Origin of the sequence: Pseudomonas sp. TE3-3-F2023 (assembly GCF_036784815.1) — a bacterium.
In the GTDB taxonomy this organism is placed as follows: Bacteria; Pseudomonadota; Gammaproteobacteria; order Pseudomonadales; family Pseudomonadaceae; genus Aquipseudomonas; species Aquipseudomonas pudica.
The window spans coordinates 1,614,680-1,629,721 of the sequence record NZ_CP145113.1 but is presented as its reverse complement, the minus strand read 5'-3'; the positions used below and the strand labels follow the sequence as shown (position 1 = coordinate 1,629,721).

The window sequence follows — 15,042 nt, the reverse complement described above, 5'->3', positions numbered from 1 at the left end:
GGAACCACGCATGAGAGCTCATTTTTTGTACAGAAAGGGCGAATGCACAAGGCATGACCGACGCCGCTCGTCAGGTGGACCGTGCCGACCTCTTCGCGGGCTTGCCCGCTTCCACAGGGATTGCGAAGAGGCCTGAAAGGCTCAGTGCTTGGTCAGCTTGTCCAGGTAGCCCATGCAGAATGCCGAGACCACGAAGGTCATGTGGATGATCACGTACCACATCAGGTAATCGGTGGAGATGTTCTGTGCGTCCATGAACACCCGCAGCAGGTGGATGGACGAAATGGCCACGATCGACGCGGCAACCTTCATCTTCAGCGACGAAGAGTCCATCTTGCCCAGCCAGTTGAGCTTTTCCTTGCTCTCGTCGATGTCCAGTTGCGAAACGAAGTTCTCGTAGCCGGAGATCATCACCATCACCAGCAGGCCACCCACCAGCGACATGTCGATCAGCGACAGGATCACCAGGATCAGGTCGGCTTCGCTGAGGGCGAAGACGTTGGGCAGGACGTGGACCACTTCCTGGAAGAATTTCAGCGCCAGGGCCAGCAGGCCGAGGGACAGGCCGAAGTAGATGGGGGCGAGCAGCCAGCGCGAGGCATACATCGCGTTTTCGAGGATACGTTCCATGGAGTGTCGGGACTCATCAGGTGACTAAAAAAGCGACGGCGAGTATAGCCAGCCACCTGTTACAGCAAAAGCCCGGTGAATCGGGGCTGCTTTGCAGCCCAATCGCCGGCAAGCCAGCTCCCACAGGTTGATCACCGACCTGTGGCCATTGCTTTACCTGTGGGAGCTGGCTTGCCGGCGATGAGGCCAGTAAAAGTTACTCAGGTCTCAGGATGAAACTGGTAATCCCCCAGGTTCCGACACCGCTCACCATTGATCCGCCGCAACTGCGCCTGCAAATGCAAACACCAGATCTGCGGATCCTCGGCCACCTGGTACCCATGCAAGGTCAGGCTGTCGACAATGGCATTGAGCACCGATTCGGCCACCAGCGGCCCATGGAACGGCCCTTGTGCCTTGATCGCGGACGGTTGTTCGCCGGCCATGCCGGCGGCAAACAGCAGCGTCCACATGCCGTTGTCCCCGGCCAGCGGACGGATGCTGCATTCGATGCGGGTCACCAGGCCCAGGCACTGGCGAGTGAGGCTGAGATTGCGCATGGCCGCGCCCCCTCCAATAAGCCTTGTTCAGCCTGAAATTCAGGCTGTCTCCATCCTGAACGCTGATACCGTCCTTAAGTTCCAGCATAGAAGAACGGTAAAGAAAGATGGAAAACCGGCGCTGAACGGTAGCACATCGCCGCCAGCGCCGGTTTATTGACTCAGGCAGGCTTGGCCTGGGCAATCACCTCTTCCAGGCGTTCTTTCTCCGCCTTCTCGATTTCTTCCTCGCCAATCATCTCGGCGATCTCGCGCAGGCGCTCCACCACCCGGGCGTTGACGCTGCCTTCGGTGAACTGACCCTTGTCATCCAGCACACCGGCCTCCTCGCCCACCAGCAGGCTCAACGCCTCGTCGGCCTGGCTGACCGCGTACACGTGGAACATGCCATTCTCCACCGCCTGAAGCACGCGCTCGTCGAGCATCAGCGTGGCAACGTTGGCACGCGGGATGATCACCCCCTGCTCACCGGTCAGGCCACGCGCCTCGCACAGGCGGAAGAAGCCCTCGATCTTCTCGTTGACCCCACCCACTGCCTGCACTTCACCAAACTGGTTGATCGAGCCAGTGATGGCGAAGCACTGCTTGAGCGGCGTGCGCGACAATGCCGAAATCAGCGTGCAGGCTTCACCCAGCGAGGCGCTGTCACCGTCCACATAGCCGTAGGACTGTTCCAGGGCGATGCTCGCCGAGATCGCCAGCGGGAACTCCTGGGCATAGCGGCTGCCCAGGTAGCCGGTGAGGATCATCACCCCCTTGGAGTGGATCGGCTGGCCTAGGTTGACCTCACGCTCGATGTCGACGATACCGCTGCCACCCGGGTACACGGTGGCGGAGATACGCGCCGGCATGCCGAACGCCGAATCGCCCACTTCGAGCACGGTCAGGCCGTTGCACTTGCCGATGGCCGCGCCTTCGGTGTCGATCAGGATGATGCCGGCGAGCATGTCGTCCAGCACCCGCTGCGAAACACGCCCGGTGCGGGTGGCCTTGGCCTTGAGCGCACGCTCGATGTGCCCGGCGTCGGTCATTTCGTCACTGGCCAGCTGGCGGATGAAATCGGCTTCGCTGACCAACTGGAACAGGTCGCCGATACGCGCCGACAGGCGCGACTGGTTTTCCGCCAGGCGGGCGCTGTAGGTAGCCAGACGCGCCACCGCGTCACTGGTCAGTGGCGCCATGCCTTCTTCGTTGGTGCGGGTACGCAACAACTGGGCAAACTGCTCCAGGTTCTCGTCGACCATGGGCATGTCTTCGTCGAAGTCCACCAGCACCCGGAACATCTCCTGGAAGTCCGGGTCGTGGTCCTGCAGCGCGTAATACAGCTGCCGCGAGCCGATGATGACCAGCTTGATGTTCAGCGGGATCATCTGCGGCGTCAGGCTGACGGTGGCCACCCGGCCCAGCTCGCCCAGTGGCGACTCCATCTTCAACTTGCGCGACTGCAGCGCACGCTTGAGCGCGTCCCAGACGAACGGCTCGCCCAGCATCTTCTCGGCTTCCAGAATCAGGAAGCCGCCGTTGGCGCGGTGCAGCGCACCAGGGCGCAGCTGGCGGTACGAGGTGTACAGCGCACCCTGGTCGGTGCTGTATTCGATACGGCCAAACAGGTTGTCGTAAGTCGGGTGCGGCTCGAACACCACCGGCGCACCGCCGTCGGCGTGGTGGCCGACCACCAGGCTTGGGGCGTACTGCTCTTCCAGCAGCTTGCGCGCGGCCGCGTCGGTCTTGCTGTCATCGACCAGTTGCTCGACCACGGTACGCAGCAGGTTCAACTGCACCGACTGCAGGTAGGCGCAAACCGCGGCGTTCTCGGCGTACTTCTCCGACAGCGGCGCCAGCAACGGTTGCAGGGCCAGGGTGATGGTTTCTTCGTTGAGCTGGCGCAGTTGGTTGTTCGACTCGCGTTTCCATTGCGGCAGGCTGGCCAGCTCTTCGTTCAGGCGTTCCTCGAGCAGGGCGATATCCTCGTGGAACTGCTCGCGCACCTCCTCTGGCAACTGGGCGAATTCGGCTTCGTCCAACGCCTTGCCGTCGGCCATCGGCGTGAAGGCGACGTTGCTGGCGTCACGGTACAAGGCCACGTCCTTTTCCAGCGAGGCGCGCTCGATCACATCCAGGGCGCGGTCGTAACGCTGGTTGAAGGCGCGGTCGATGGCGCCCTTCTTCTGCTGGTACGACGGGTGCTCGAACACCGCCGGGAAGGTCGACAACAGGTTGTCGATCAGCCCGTTCATGTCCGCGATGAACGCCCCGGCGCTGCCGGACGGCAACTCCAGCGCGCGGGGTTCACGGGTGTCATCGAAGTGGTTGACGTAAACCCAGTCGGCCGGGGTCTGCTGGCGCTTGCCCTCGGCCTTGAGGTAGCGCTTGACGAACGAGAAGCGGCCGGTACCAGGCTCGCCCATCACGTACACATTGTAACCAGGGCGCGGCATGGCCACGCCGAACTGCAGGGCCTCGACAGCACGCTCCTGGCCCAGGACTCCGCGAAACGGCTCCAGATCGTCGGTATTGGTAAAGGCAAACTGCTCGGGGGAGAAACGCCGGGTCAGGGCTTCAGGCGCGAGACGCAGGCGCGCAGCGACAGGATCGGGCATTGGGTTTCCTTACTTCGGCGGGGCAGATACGCAGCATTCTGGCGCTGCCCGCGCGCGCCTTGCAAGGCTCCACGGGACTTTATGTCGCAGCCGATGCGGGTCATGTAACAGCAAATTTTTCGCAATCAACAACGCAACTCTTAGATCGTGCCTAAACTCCAAGCTGCGCGGGTGGGTGAAAAGCTTTCCCGACCTGGCAACCGAGTTGCCAGAAACCCTGACCCTTGGTTAAGTCAAATAGAGAACAAATGCTATGAAACGGATTCTTCTGGGTACTCTGTTCACCGTGGTCTCGATCAATGCCATGGCCGAAGCGCCAGGCGGCCCGAACTGCGGCTGGGGCAACATGCTGTTCGAAGGCCAGCGCGGCACTCCGGCACACTTCCTGGCTTCTACCACCAACGGCACCTCCGGTAACGCCACCTTCGGCATGACCTCCGGCACCAACGGCTGCTCGACCAAAGCGTCGCTGACCTACGGCGGCAAGTCCTGGTTCGCCATGAACGGCATGATGAACGAACTGTCCGAAGACATGGCCATGGGCCAGGGCGAAGCGCTGACCACCTATGCCGTGGTTCTGGGCGTGGCTCCGGAAGACCGTGGCTACTTCGCATCGGTCACTCACCAGCACTTCAACCAGATCTTCAGCAGCGCCGACGTCACTGCCGAAACCGTCCACAGCAACACTCTGGCTGTTCTGAAGAACGACCCACGCCTGGCCAAATACGCAACCGAGGCCTGAGTGCAGCTGCTCCCGCCCCGACCCCGGGGCGGGTTTCGCCTTTTTTCGGCATCGTTAAGAAGTAGTTGCCCGACATGCTCAAACGCTTCGTATCCCTGGCGCTGTGTGCCTGCGCCCCTGTTCATGCCGCGCCCGTGCTGGACCAAGGCCGTGTCCAGCAACTGGCCAACACCCCTTACTGGATTGCCCTGGGCCATTACGAAACCGCCAAGCTGGGTGGCTGGCGCAGCTATGTGGACGATGATGCGTTCTTCCTTGCCGAGGATGGCGCGCACCACCCCGACCAGGAGCTGCAAGCCACGGTCGAAGCGCTGTACGCCCCGGCCAGCCTCGGCGACAAGCATGCCCAGTGCGTGTTCCCGGCACGCACCCGCTGGCTGCGCGAACAGCTCGAGCTTCAGAACCTGCCGCAACCGGACTGTCAGGAATTCACCACCTGGTACCAATCGATCGACCCGCACAGTGCGGCGCTGATCTTCCCGGCGGCCTACCTGAACAGCCCGTCATCGATGTTCGGCCACACCTTGCTGCGCATCGACCAGTCCAACACCCGCAGCGACGACACCACGCTGCTGAGCTACGCGATCAACTTCGGCGCCTATATCGAAGGCAGCGACAACAGTATCCTGTACGCCTGGAAGGGCCTGATGGGCGGCTACCCTGGCCTGTTCGCGCTGATGCCCTACCAGGAAAAACTGTCCGAATACCGCAGCCTGGAAAACCGCGACCTCTGGGAGTACCAGTTGGACCTGACCCCGGAAGAAACCGGGCGCATGGTCGAGCATGTGTGGGAGTTGAAGCAGATCCAGTTCGACTACTTCTTCTTCGACGAAAACTGCTCGTACCGCCTGCTGGAACTGCTGCAGGTGGCCCGACCAAGCCTGGACCTGACCTCGCAGTTCCCGCTGACCGCCATCCCGACCGACACGGTGAAGGCCGTGAAGCAGTCCGGCCTGGTCGCCAGCGAGACGTACCGCCCCTCTCGCGAACGCGAACTGCTGGCCCGGGCCGAGCCGCTCGATCACGACGAAAAGCGCCAGGTGCTGGCTGCAAGCGCCGATACCTCGCACCTGCAGAGCCTCGAGTTCAAGGCCCTGCCCCGCCAGCGCCAGGCGCTGGTGCAGGATGCCGCGTACCGCCTGGAGCGTTACCGCGCCAATGGCCAGGAGCGCGACCCTGGGCAGGCCAAGCGCAGTTTCGAACTGCTGCGGGCGATCAACAGCAACCCGCCACCGCCCCAGCAGATCGAGCGCCCGGGCCTGCCCGAGGACGGCCACGACTCGCGCACCTGGCAGTTGGGCGTGGGCACCCGCGAAGACCGCGCCTACGCCGAATACGGCCTGCGCATGGCCTACCACGACCTGAATGACAACGCCTATGGCTTCCCGCTGGGGGCGCAGATCGAGATCCTGCAGCTGAAGCTGCGCCAGTACGAAGGCAATGACTGGCAGGTGCAGCGCCTGGACCTGGCCACCATCCGCTCGCTGACGCCGCGCAACGAGCTGCTCAAGCCTTGGTCGTGGCAGGTGGCCGGCGGGCTGGAGCGGGTGCCGGGCAAGCATGATGACGAAGTGCTGGTGAGCCATGTGAATGGCGGGGCCGGCGGCACCTGGCAACTGGCCGACGGGTTGCTGGGCTTTGCCCTGGGCACGGTGCGGGTCGAGCACCACAATGATTTTGCCCAGTTCATCGCCCCGGCGGCGGGCTTCAATGGCGGGCTGCTGTGGCGCAACGGGATGGGCAACATGACGCTGGAGGCCAAGGGCGACTACTTCACCAATGGCGAGGTGCGGCGCAGTGTGAGCCTGAACCAGCAGTGGGAGATCAGCCAGAACCTGGGCCTGCGGTTGAGTGCTTCGCGAGAGTTCAGCCACCTGGCCACGGCGCAGAACGAGGTGATGCTGGAGTTGAAGTGGTATCACTACTGAGGCCGCCTTGCGGCCTTTCGCGGGCATGCCCGCTCCCACAGGTACTGCACTGGCCTCGAATTCTGGGGTGATCCTGTGGGAGCGGGCGTGCCCGCGAATGGGCCAGTGAGGTCAGCAGAGCAGTGTGAACCAACCGAGTCTTTGACACTGTTTTGACGGCCCCCCGACAAACCGCCACCTAGACTTTCCAGTATCAACCGGAGGGTTTTGGGGTTATGTCGCGGTACTGGTTTGGCGTGTGCATGGCGTTGATGCTGTCTGGTTGCGAAACCACCCACGAGCAGATGGTCAACCAGGGCTATCCCCCCGCCTATGCCGATGGCTTCCAGGACGGCTGCAGCAGCGGCCGCCAGGCGGCAGGGCTGATGGTCGGCGGCTTTCGCAAGGACGTGCCGCGCTACCTGCACGAGCGCCAGTACGAAAGCGGCTGGGACGACGGCTTTCGCCAGTGCCACGCCATGCAGGACAGCGAAGAACAGCGCCAGTACCACGAGCGCTTCTGGGACCAGCGCGAGCACGACTGGGAGCAGGAAAAGGACCGCGACGCCGCACGCGCCTATCGCCACAACTGAGTCGCAAACGGACATCCCTTGAAACCGGCGGCCTGCGATGATGGTCTCCTGCACAAGGAGGCCACGCATGAGCCGAGCATTCGTCAACGAAGACCAGGCCGCCGCCCAGGCTGATCAGCCAGTCGAGCGACGGGTCAGCGAACAACCCAACTACGTGACCGCCAGTGGCCTGCGCCAGCTGCAGGAGCGCGTGGCCGAACTGAACGCCCTGCGCAGCGAACTGCAGGCACAGGGCGACCGTGGCGACAAGCAGCGCCTGGCGGATACCGAACGGGACCTGCGCTACTTCAGCGCGCGGGTGCAGAGTGCCCAGGTGGTGCCGACGGCGACGTCGCGGAGCAAGGTGCAGATTGGTAGCCGGGTGCGGTTTGTCGATGCGCAGGACCAGGAGCAAGTGGTAAGGCTGGTGGGCGAGGACGAGGCGGATGCCGGGCGGGGGTTGATCAACTGGGGGTCGCCGCTGGGGCGGGCTTTGCTCGGGGCGGGGCCAGGAGATGAGGTGGTCTGGCGGCGGCCGGTGGGGGAGCAGGTGATCGAAGTGGTTGAGGTTTTTGGTGAAGGTTGAGGGACCTGGGGCTGCTTTGCAGCCCATCGCGACACAAGGCCGCTCCTACAAGGGCCGCGCCATTTCTGAACATGCGCGATAGCTGTAGGAGCGGCCTTGTGTCGCGAAAGGGCCGCAAAGCGGCCCCAACAGCCTCAGATCAAACGACGCCCTGCGCCAGCATCGCATCAGCCACTTTCACGAAGCCTGCGATGTTCGCACCTTTGACGTAGTTGATGCTGCCATCCGCCTCTTCACCGAAATGCACGCAAGCATGGTGAATCGACTGCATGATGTTGTGCAGCTTGCTGTCCACCTCACCGGCAGTCCACAGCAGGCGCATGGCGTTCTGCGACATCTCCAGGCCCGACACGGCCACGCCGCCGGCGTTGGAGGCCTTGCCCGGGGCGTACAGGATGCCCGCTTCCAGGAAGATATCCACAGCCTCCAGGGTGGTCGGCATGTTGGCGCCTTCGGCCACGCAGATGCAGCCATTGCGCAGCAAGGTGCGGGCGTCTTCGGCGTCCAGCTCGTTCTGCGTGGCACACGGCAGGGCGATGTCGCACGGCAGGCTCCACGGGGTCTGGCCCTTGCGGAACTCCAGGCCGAACTGCGCGGCCAGTTCGCTGATGCGGCCGCGCTTGACGTTCTTCAGCTCCATCACCGCATCCCACTGGGCATCGGTCAGGCCGGCTTCGGCGTACAGGGTGCCTTCGGAGTCGGACAGCGAAATCACCTTGCCGCCCAGGTCCATGACCTTGCGCGCAGCATACTGGGCCACGTTACCCGAACCAGAAATCGCCACGCGGCAGCCATCGATACGTTTGTCCTGGCGCTTGAGCATTTCCTCGGCGAAGTACACGCAGCCGTAGCCGGTGGCTTCTGGGCGTATCAGGCTGCCGCCGTAGGTCATGCCCTTGCCGGTCAGCACCGAAGTGAACTGGTTGGCCAGGCGCTTGTACTGGCCGAACATGAAGCCGATTTCGCGGGCACCCACGCCGATGTCACCGGCCGGGACGTCCAGGTCAGCGCCAATGTGGCGGTACAGCTCGCTCATGAACGCCTGGCAGAAGCGCATGACTTCGGCGTCGCTCTTGCCTTTGGGGTCGAAGTCCGAGCCGCCTTTGCCGCCGCCCATGGGCAGCGAAGTGAGGGAGTTCTTGAACACCTGCTCGAAGGCCAGGAACTTGAGCACGCCCAGGTTGACCGACGGGTGGAAGCGCAGGCCGCCCTTGTACGGGCCGATGGCGCTGCTCATCTGGATGCGGTAGCCGCGGTTGACCTGCACCTTGCCATGGTCATCGACCCAGGACACGCGGAACAGCACGGCGCGCTCGGGCTCGACCATGCGCTCCAGAATGCCGGCCTGCAGGTAATGCGGGTTGGCCTCGAGGAATGGCCACAGGCTGCGCAGCACTTCTTCCACAGCCTGGTGGAATTCAGGTTGGGCCGGATCGCGTTGCTTCAGGCGCGCGAGGAAATTGTCGACAGATTCGATCATGGTAGACATCTCACCAAGAGGATTGGACTTATTGGTTTTTTTCACGAATGTACCAAGAAGCAATCGCACCGGAATAGGGCGAGATGTCGTTTTTTTGAAATTATTTGGTGCGTTTTCTATAAGTGTATACAAAACCGGGGTTGGCGGCGGCTTCATTCGCGGGCTCGCCCGCTCCCACAGGTTCATCACAGGCCTGGGTTCCAAGGGCTCCTGTGGGAGCGGGCATGCCCGCGAATGAAGCCAGCACCACTTTCCAGCCAGGCACAAAAATGGGGCCTCAAATGGCCCCATTCTTGTGCATCAGAACACCGGCTTACTGGGCCAGCTTCTTGTGCCGTACACGGTGCGGCTGGGCAGCAGCATCACCCAGGCGCTTCTTGCGGTCTGCCTCGTACTCGGTGTAGTTACCCTCGAAGAACACCACGTTCGAGTCGTCTTCGTACGCCAGGATGTGGGTAGCCACACGGTCCAGGAACCAACGGTCGTGGGAGATCACGATCGCCGCGCCCGGGAAGTCCAGCAGGGCTTCTTCCAGCGAACGCAGGGTTTCGACGTCGAGGTCGTTGGACGGTTCGTCGAGCAGCAGGACGTTACCGCCCTCCTTCAGGGTCAGGGCCAGGTGCAGGCGGCCACGCTCACCACCGGACAGGTCCTTGACGAACTTCTGCTGGTCGCCACCCTTGAAGTTGAAGCGGCCTACATAAGTACGCGACGGGATCTCGTAGTTGCCGATGCGGATCATGTCGGAGCCGTCGGAAACCTGCTGGAACACGGTCTTGCCGCCGTCCAGGTCCTCGCGGCTCTGGTCGACGCAGGCCAGCTGCACGGTTTCACCGATCTCGATGCTGCCCGAGTCCGGCTGTTCCTTGCCCATCAGCATGCGGAACAGGGTCGACTTACCGGCACCGTTACCACCGATCACACCGACGATGGCGCCTTTAGGCATGGAGAACGACAGGTTGTCGATCAGCACGCGGTCGCCGTAGCCCTTGGTGACATTCTTGAACTCGATGACCTTGTCGCCCAGGCGCGGGCCGGCCGGGATGTAGATCTCGTTGGTTTCGCTGCGCTTCTGGAACTCCTGCGACTGCATTTCTTCAAAGCGCTGCAGACGGGCCTTGGACTTGGACTGGCGGGCCTTGGCGCCTTTGCGCACCCATTCCAGTTCCTCTTTCATGGCCTTCTCGTGGGCGCTCTGCTGCTTGGATTCCTGCGCCAGGCGCTCGGACTTGGCTTCCAGCCAGCCCGAGTAGTTGCCTTCGTACGGGATGCCGGCGCCGCGGTCCAGTTCCAGGATCCAGCCAGCGACGTTGTCGAGGAAGTAACGGTCGTGGGTAATGGCTACCACGGTGCCCGGGAAGTCGTGCAGGAAGCGCTCCAGCCAGGCCACCGAGTCGGCGTCCAGGTGGTTGGTCGGTTCGTCCAGCAGCAGCATGTCGGGGGCCGACAGCAGCAGGCGGCACAGGGCCACGCGGCGCTTCTCACCACCGGACAGGTGCTCGATGCGTGCGTCCCAGGCCGGCAGGCGCAGGGCGTCGGCGGCAACGTCCAGCTGGCGCTCAAGGTTGTGGCCGTCAGCGGCCTGCAGGATGGCTTCCAGCTTGGCCTGCTCGGCGGCCAGCTTGTCGAAGTCGGCATCCGGTTCGGCGTAGGCAGCATAGACCTCGTCCAGGCGCGCCTGGGCGTCCTTGATCACGCTGACCGCTTCCTCGACCACTTCGCGCACCGACTTGTTCGGGTCCAGTTGCGGTTCCTGCGGCAGGTAGCCAACGTTGATGTCGGGCATCGGACGGGCTTCGCCGTCGAATTCCTTGTCGACGCCGGCCATGATCCGCAGCAAGGTCGATTTACCAGCGCCGTTCAGGCCGAGCACGCCGATCTTGGCGCCCGGGAAGAACGACAGGGAAATGTTCTTGAGAATTTCCCGCTTCGGCGGCACGACCTTGCTCAGCCGATGCATGGTGTAGACGTATTGAGCCATTCTGGATACCCCAGTCTAAAGGTTAAGAAATACCGGGCAGCCCACGTGAATTTGACCGGGCTGCCATTGCCAAAAAATTCGTTGTCTGGCGTCGCGCTGTTAATTTGGGCTGCAAAAACGCGTAAACAGCCTTCTCGCCATGAAAATGATCCGTTGCGCAGCTGGCGAGGATTGGCCGGGGGTCTGGATGCCGTCGCTGGGTGGTGCAACGCAGTGAAGCAGCCTTTTTCCGCCCTACCTCATGTTCTCGCTACAAAAATCGACCTCGCCATGACGCTCAGAGCCGGCACGCTGCTCGCTCCTGTAGCGCCTGCGGCAGTCGTCGCCGCTGCCAAGCTGGCTATCATCTCAACTACGTGCGACACGCTCAACTGTTCGCCTGCTGGGTGGCAGAAAGGTAGTCATGTTCATCATTGGATAAAGGGAGGCTGAGCAAAGCGGAGTACGACCCTCTGGTATAGACCAAGACGGGGCTTGGCCTGTGGACTGAGCATAACCAGCGAAAAACGTGAATTTTTCATTGCCGTGGGCGAGCGAATTGCCCGCCTGCGCAAAGAACACGGCATCACCCACACTCTGTTGCGCAGATGCTCGATGCCCTGATCGCTCAAGCCAGGCCTCCCTTCCTTCGCTGCTGGCTTTGGTCGAGGCCGGTGCCTGGATGAATATGAACTTAATCTAATTACTATATACAAATTCAATGCCAAACTTCATTTCATGACCAATTAAATTAATCTCGTCACGCCATCAACAACGCAGTTATAAACACAGGTCTTTCCGCCAATAGAGGCAACCTCACCTGCGTCTTTTGCACCAACCGACCCCTAGGTTTTTATTTCTTCAATCCCACCAAGTGCTTAAACGGTCCCTCATCTAAATCAAACCCTAGATCTGTGATAAGTCTAACTGCCTCCTGGTACTCGTCGTCCGCAATAGAAATATCAAATTCACAAATGTGATCGCATAGTATCTCAAAGGCTAGGCCTTCCTCATTGTACGCGACATAGTCCAAAGCCCCTTGGAGCAGGCCAGCTTCCAATCGGCCGTCGAATTTCTTCCCGAATTCAATAATACGATCTGCAAACATAAAATTTACCTCATTGATTAGCCGCGACGCTTCAGCGTGTAGCGCTCAAGAAAAAATCTATTTTGCAAGTTTGGCTTTCAAGACTGCCCGATCAATCATGCCATCAGTAATGCAGGGTACAAAACCAAGCCTGTCTCCCATCTCAAAGCTCTTCTTGTAACCGTTCAATCGTTCAACGTCACCAGCTATTGCCAATGCAGCCAAGTGCCGAAGGGGCATCGCGCCTTTACTGTCAGTCGGCAGACTTCTATAAACCATCAGGCCGGACTCAATATTTTGAGAGCGTGCCCAAGACATGGCTTTCTCAGACATCCTGAGAACATCATCACTAGAAAATTCAGGCAACTTCTCCGGAGGCTCATTACTAACTATTACCGGCGAATATCCGCTCCCCTCCCCCCACACAAACGCAACAGTTTCCGAGAATTCTTTGGTCGAAACCGATGGCATAAGTGACACCCGAAAATGATCCGAGCGCTTCTTCACAGACGGGATTACTTGAACTTTAACCCCATCAACATCTGTCACGCAAAAATAATCCCCGACTTCATCCTTGCTACAAACCCAGCCCTGCTCCGTCAAAATTGAAGCCACATCTTTTTCCTTCATCACTTAGCACCAGGAAAATTCATTATCTCAATAGGGATACCGTTAGGATAACCTTGATCCTTTAGTGGTACGCCTGGCGTGAGGCCAAAACTTTCGGAAACTTTCCCTCTTGGAATTGAAGCCCCATCTTTTATTTGAGGGAAAAATTCTAACTGACGAATACTCAAGTCCGCGCCACCTGTCTTAACCTCAATAATTCTCAAGGTCCCATCAGGTGCTTCGGCCACGATATCTGGCCTACAACGACCAGTTCCGCAGGAGCTACCGAATGACATTTCCTTTTCGCTGACTCTGAACCCTTGAGACGAAAGTTAATCCTTTATGTCATCCACCATATTCAAGTGATTATCATAGTGATCTTTGATGGTGACCTTCGGATCTGTTGCAGTACCTTTTGCACCGCTGGTAGCTTTGCCTAGTATCACCACCGCCGCTAACTTGACTACATCATCCCGCGTAGCACCTTTATCGACAAGATTAATGATTCCTGGCACATCCACCGGCGCCAAGGTCGAGCCGAGCAAGCCGTCCTGACGTGCCCGTTCATTGATTGCCTCTGCTGATCTGGCTGGGCCTGCGAAACATGACGGCGAACTGGGGCTCAGCGGCGCAGGATTGGAAAAGTGCGATGAATCAAATTCGCGATTTGTACGGAGATCGGTTCATCAGGCCGACCCAGTGAAAATCAGGGCCTGCCAGACGGCAGGCCGTTACCGGCTCGCACACAAAAAGGCTGACACTTCCCAAAAGCACACCACATTCAGCCTAAGCCTCTACATCTAAACTTGCCACTTAATTCTCAAGGATAAATAAAGTCGATGCAAATTTTAAATTTAATCAAGTCCAAGGCCACCTCACAGCCACTCCACGCTGGCAGTCCTCCTGTCAGTTTATTCTCAACATACCAACGACGCAACTCTATTAAAAGATCTAAAATATCTGTATTGACTCGCCCGCCTGCCGTAAACCAGGCAACGTTACCTTGTACATCAATGTAGTCATACTCATACTCACAGCTATCTAGCTCCTGGGATAGTTGTGCACGCATAATAAGTTTACAGGCTCCATCGGGAGCAATCTCAAACAGAATACCCCCAATGTCATTGTAGATATCATCATCACTACGCATCAATTTCCACCCGGTGAATTTTTAAATACAATTTCTTTTGGACGAGCAATACCTATTGAATACTGCACATTAAAGCTTTCTGGCCGAACACTATTGCCAGAATAAATAGTCTCAATCTTTACGTTAACTTGCTTTCCCTCCTTGAGTGCGGACGCCCATGTATCCCCCATAGATTTCCAAGTACCTTTATTCAAGCTCCCATTCATGGGAAGGAGGTTCAACCTCTCCCCAGGTCCGTTGAATATACTAGGCTCCGTACGAAAAGAGATGTCGCAAACACCGCATGGAACAAGCCAGTGAGACCATGGCGGCATAGCTTTTCGCGAGCTTGTCGAAGCGTGTGACGATGCGGCGATTCTCTTTCAGCCAGCCAAAAATGCGTTCAATGATGTTGCGCTGTCAGTATTTGGGCCCATCAAACAGTCTGGGTAAGCCAGGCTTGGGTTTGCGCTTCATAGAGCGCATCGGGATGACGGGTTGCATACGGTACTGGTCGCAGTATCGGCGCAGCGTTTCGGCGTCGTAGCCCTTGTCGGCGAGCAACCATTTGCAGCGCTTGCGCGGGCGGCCAGGTTGGTTTGATGGAATGCTGACTTCGTCCAGCAGTGGTTGTGCGTAGCTGATGTCACTGGCTTGACCGCCAGAGAGGAGGAAGCGCAACGGTGTCCCGTTGGCGTCGCAGAGCATGTGAATCTTAGTTGTCAGGCCACCGCGACTGCGGCCTAGAGCGTGATCGGCAGGTTCGTCAGGCCCCCTTTTTTCCGAGCGCCAGATGAGGCTCGGGTTGCACGTACTGCGGTTGAGTCGATCATCCAGGTTTGCAGATCAATCAAGCCTTGCTCATTCAATCTCAGGTGAAGCCGGGTTGTACAAGATGCGATTGGTCTTGGTCAGCCACTTGAACCAGACCCGAATCGGCGTGATGCGCACCGTTTGGCTGCGGGTCGACAGCGGTTCGCCATCGGCTTTTCGATACAAAAAAAGATGACGCTGATAGCGCTCTAAAATGGGTCGGGTGATTTCCTGGGGCCGGGTCAAACCGCGTTCGTCACACCAATGGATAAACGCAATCAACAGGCTTTCGCGGTTGCCCACGGTGCGCTCGGAATAACCACGCTCACGCTGGTATTGCAGAAACTGTTTCATCTGAAAATACAGGCTGCCGGGATCGCCTAGTGGG

The 15,042-nt window shown here is 59.5% G+C and carries 15 protein-coding genes and 1 pseudogene; 4 read left to right on the top strand and 12 right to left on the bottom strand.

All coding sequences use genetic code 11. The features are described from left to right. Positions 1-141 precede the first annotated feature (141 nt). The 3 genes from V3314_RS07355 to V3314_RS07345 all read right to left on the bottom strand — a co-directional run bounded on the left by V3314_RS07355 (position 142) and on the right by V3314_RS07345 (position 3,769). Positions 142-630 carry a TIGR00645 family protein gene (locus V3314_RS07355; RefSeq protein WP_003247486.1) on the bottom strand — a complete coding sequence of 163 codons (489 nt, stop codon included), beginning with the start codon at positions 628-630 and terminating at the stop codon, positions 142-144. 200 nt (positions 631-830) lie between these two features. Continuing rightward, positions 831-1,169, bottom strand: a complete 339-nt coding sequence (locus V3314_RS07350) for a hypothetical protein (RefSeq protein WP_003247487.1) — start codon at positions 1,167-1,169, stop codon at positions 831-833. 161 nt (positions 1,170-1,330) lie between these two features. Beyond that, a complete protein-coding gene (locus V3314_RS07345) occupies positions 1,331-3,769 on the bottom strand; it encodes an ATP-binding protein (protein WP_046616150.1) in 2,439 nt (812 codons plus the stop codon). Between the two features lie 253 nt (positions 3,770-4,022). Between V3314_RS07345 and V3314_RS07340 the strand changes: the two genes are divergently transcribed. The 4 genes from V3314_RS07340 to V3314_RS07325 all read left to right on the top strand — a co-directional run bounded on the left by V3314_RS07340 (position 4,023) and on the right by V3314_RS07325 (position 7,576). After that, on the top strand, positions 4,023-4,511 hold the full coding sequence (locus V3314_RS07340; RefSeq protein WP_003256313.1) for a DUF3015 domain-containing protein: 489 nt from the start codon (positions 4,023-4,025) through the stop codon (positions 4,509-4,511). 74 nt (positions 4,512-4,585) lie between these two features. Next, a complete protein-coding gene (locus V3314_RS07335; RefSeq protein WP_338460087.1) occupies positions 4,586-6,439 on the top strand; it encodes a DUF4105 domain-containing protein in 1,854 nt (617 codons plus the stop codon). 215 nt (positions 6,440-6,654) lie between these two features. Continuing rightward, entirely contained in the window at positions 6,655-7,011 is a 357-nt protein-coding gene (locus tag V3314_RS07330; protein ID WP_135002766.1) for a hypothetical protein, read from the top strand. Positions 7,012-7,078: 67 nt separating this feature from the next. Continuing rightward, a complete protein-coding gene (locus V3314_RS07325) occupies positions 7,079-7,576 on the top strand; it encodes a GreA/GreB family elongation factor (protein WP_338460086.1) in 498 nt (165 codons plus the stop codon). A gap of 139 nt (positions 7,577-7,715) precedes the next feature. On the opposite strand, the gene gdhA is transcribed toward V3314_RS07325, so the two are convergent. The 9 genes and pseudogenes from gdhA to V3314_RS07280 form a co-directional block, all read right to left on the bottom strand. Further along, the gene (gene gdhA, locus V3314_RS07320; RefSeq protein ID WP_338460085.1) at positions 7,716-9,056 is read right to left on the bottom strand and encodes an NADP-specific glutamate dehydrogenase; all 1,341 of its coding nucleotides are present in this window, start codon (positions 9,054-9,056) and stop codon (positions 7,716-7,718) included. 313 nt (positions 9,057-9,369) lie between these two features. Continuing rightward, entirely contained in the window at positions 9,370-11,037 is a 1,668-nt protein-coding gene (ettA, locus tag V3314_RS07315) for an energy-dependent translational throttle protein EttA (protein WP_015268893.1), read from the bottom strand. Between the two features lie 832 nt (positions 11,038-11,869). Beyond that, a complete protein-coding gene (locus V3314_RS07310) occupies positions 11,870-12,124 on the bottom strand; it encodes a MafI family immunity protein (RefSeq protein ID WP_046616156.1) in 255 nt (84 codons plus the stop codon). 57 nt (positions 12,125-12,181) lie between these two features. Beyond that, positions 12,182-12,733 carry a hypothetical protein gene (locus tag V3314_RS07305; protein ID WP_085618659.1) on the bottom strand — a complete coding sequence of 184 codons (552 nt, stop codon included), beginning with the start codon at positions 12,731-12,733 and terminating at the stop codon, positions 12,182-12,184. Next, entirely contained in the window at positions 12,733-12,960 is a 228-nt protein-coding gene (locus V3314_RS07300) for a hypothetical protein (RefSeq protein WP_152666453.1), read from the bottom strand. The genes V3314_RS07305 and V3314_RS07300 overlap by 1 nt, the downstream gene beginning before the upstream one ends. A gap of 84 nt (positions 12,961-13,044) precedes the next feature. Beyond that, on the bottom strand, positions 13,045-13,257 hold the full coding sequence (locus V3314_RS07295) for a hypothetical protein (protein ID WP_143493505.1): 213 nt from the start codon (positions 13,255-13,257) through the stop codon (positions 13,045-13,047). 275 nt (positions 13,258-13,532) lie between these two features. Further along, a complete protein-coding gene (locus V3314_RS07290) occupies positions 13,533-13,862 on the bottom strand; it encodes a hypothetical protein (RefSeq protein WP_080958504.1) in 330 nt (109 codons plus the stop codon). A 246-nt stretch (positions 13,863-14,108) separates the two neighbouring features. Then, a pseudogene (locus V3314_RS07285) lies at positions 14,109-14,725 on the bottom strand (IS5 family transposase); the annotation flags it as partial. Then, positions 14,703-15,008: a phage integrase N-terminal SAM-like domain-containing protein gene (locus V3314_RS07280; protein WP_046616158.1), complete on the bottom strand. Its 306-nt coding sequence runs from the start codon at positions 15,006-15,008 to the stop codon at positions 14,703-14,705. The gene V3314_RS07280 and the pseudogene V3314_RS07285, both read right to left, overlap by 23 nt. Between the last annotated feature and the right edge of the window lie 34 nt (positions 15,009-15,042).

What these genes read in the sequence shown, in the direction of transcription:
- V3314_RS07355 (WP_003247486.1), bottom strand. Translation starts at nt 630, where the DNA reads ATGGAACGTATCCTCGAAAACGCGATGTATGCCTCGCGCTGGCTGCTC.
- V3314_RS07350 (WP_003247487.1), bottom strand. Translation starts at nt 1,169, where the DNA reads ATGCGCAATCTCAGCCTCACTCGCCAGTGCCTGGGCCTGGTGACCCGC.
- V3314_RS07345 (WP_046616150.1), bottom strand. Translation starts at nt 3,769, where the DNA reads ATGCCCGATCCTGTCGCTGCGCGCCTGCGTCTCGCGCCTGAAGCCCTG.
- V3314_RS07340 (WP_003256313.1), top strand. Translation starts at nt 4,023, where the DNA reads ATGAAACGGATTCTTCTGGGTACTCTGTTCACCGTGGTCTCGATCAAT.
- V3314_RS07335 (WP_338460087.1), top strand. Translation starts at nt 4,586, where the DNA reads ATGCTCAAACGCTTCGTATCCCTGGCGCTGTGTGCCTGCGCCCCTGTT.
- V3314_RS07330 (WP_135002766.1), top strand. Translation starts at nt 6,655, where the DNA reads ATGTCGCGGTACTGGTTTGGCGTGTGCATGGCGTTGATGCTGTCTGGT.
- V3314_RS07325 (WP_338460086.1), top strand. Translation starts at nt 7,079, where the DNA reads ATGAGCCGAGCATTCGTCAACGAAGACCAGGCCGCCGCCCAGGCTGAT.
- gdhA (WP_338460085.1), bottom strand. Translation starts at nt 9,056, where the DNA reads ATGATCGAATCTGTCGACAATTTCCTCGCGCGCCTGAAGCAACGCGAT.
- ettA (WP_015268893.1), bottom strand. Translation starts at nt 11,037, where the DNA reads ATGGCTCAATACGTCTACACCATGCATCGGCTGAGCAAGGTCGTGCCG.
- V3314_RS07310 (WP_046616156.1), bottom strand. Translation starts at nt 12,124, where the DNA reads ATGTTTGCAGATCGTATTATTGAATTCGGGAAGAAATTCGACGGCCGA.
- V3314_RS07305 (WP_085618659.1), bottom strand. Translation starts at nt 12,733, where the DNA reads ATGAAGGAAAAAGATGTGGCTTCAATTTTGACGGAGCAGGGCTGGGTT.
- V3314_RS07290 (WP_080958504.1), bottom strand. Translation starts at nt 13,862, where the DNA reads ATGCGTAGTGATGATGATATCTACAATGACATTGGGGGTATTCTGTTT.
- V3314_RS07280 (WP_046616158.1), bottom strand. Translation starts at nt 15,008, where the DNA reads ATGAAACAGTTTCTGCAATACCAGCGTGAGCGTGGTTATTCCGAGCGC.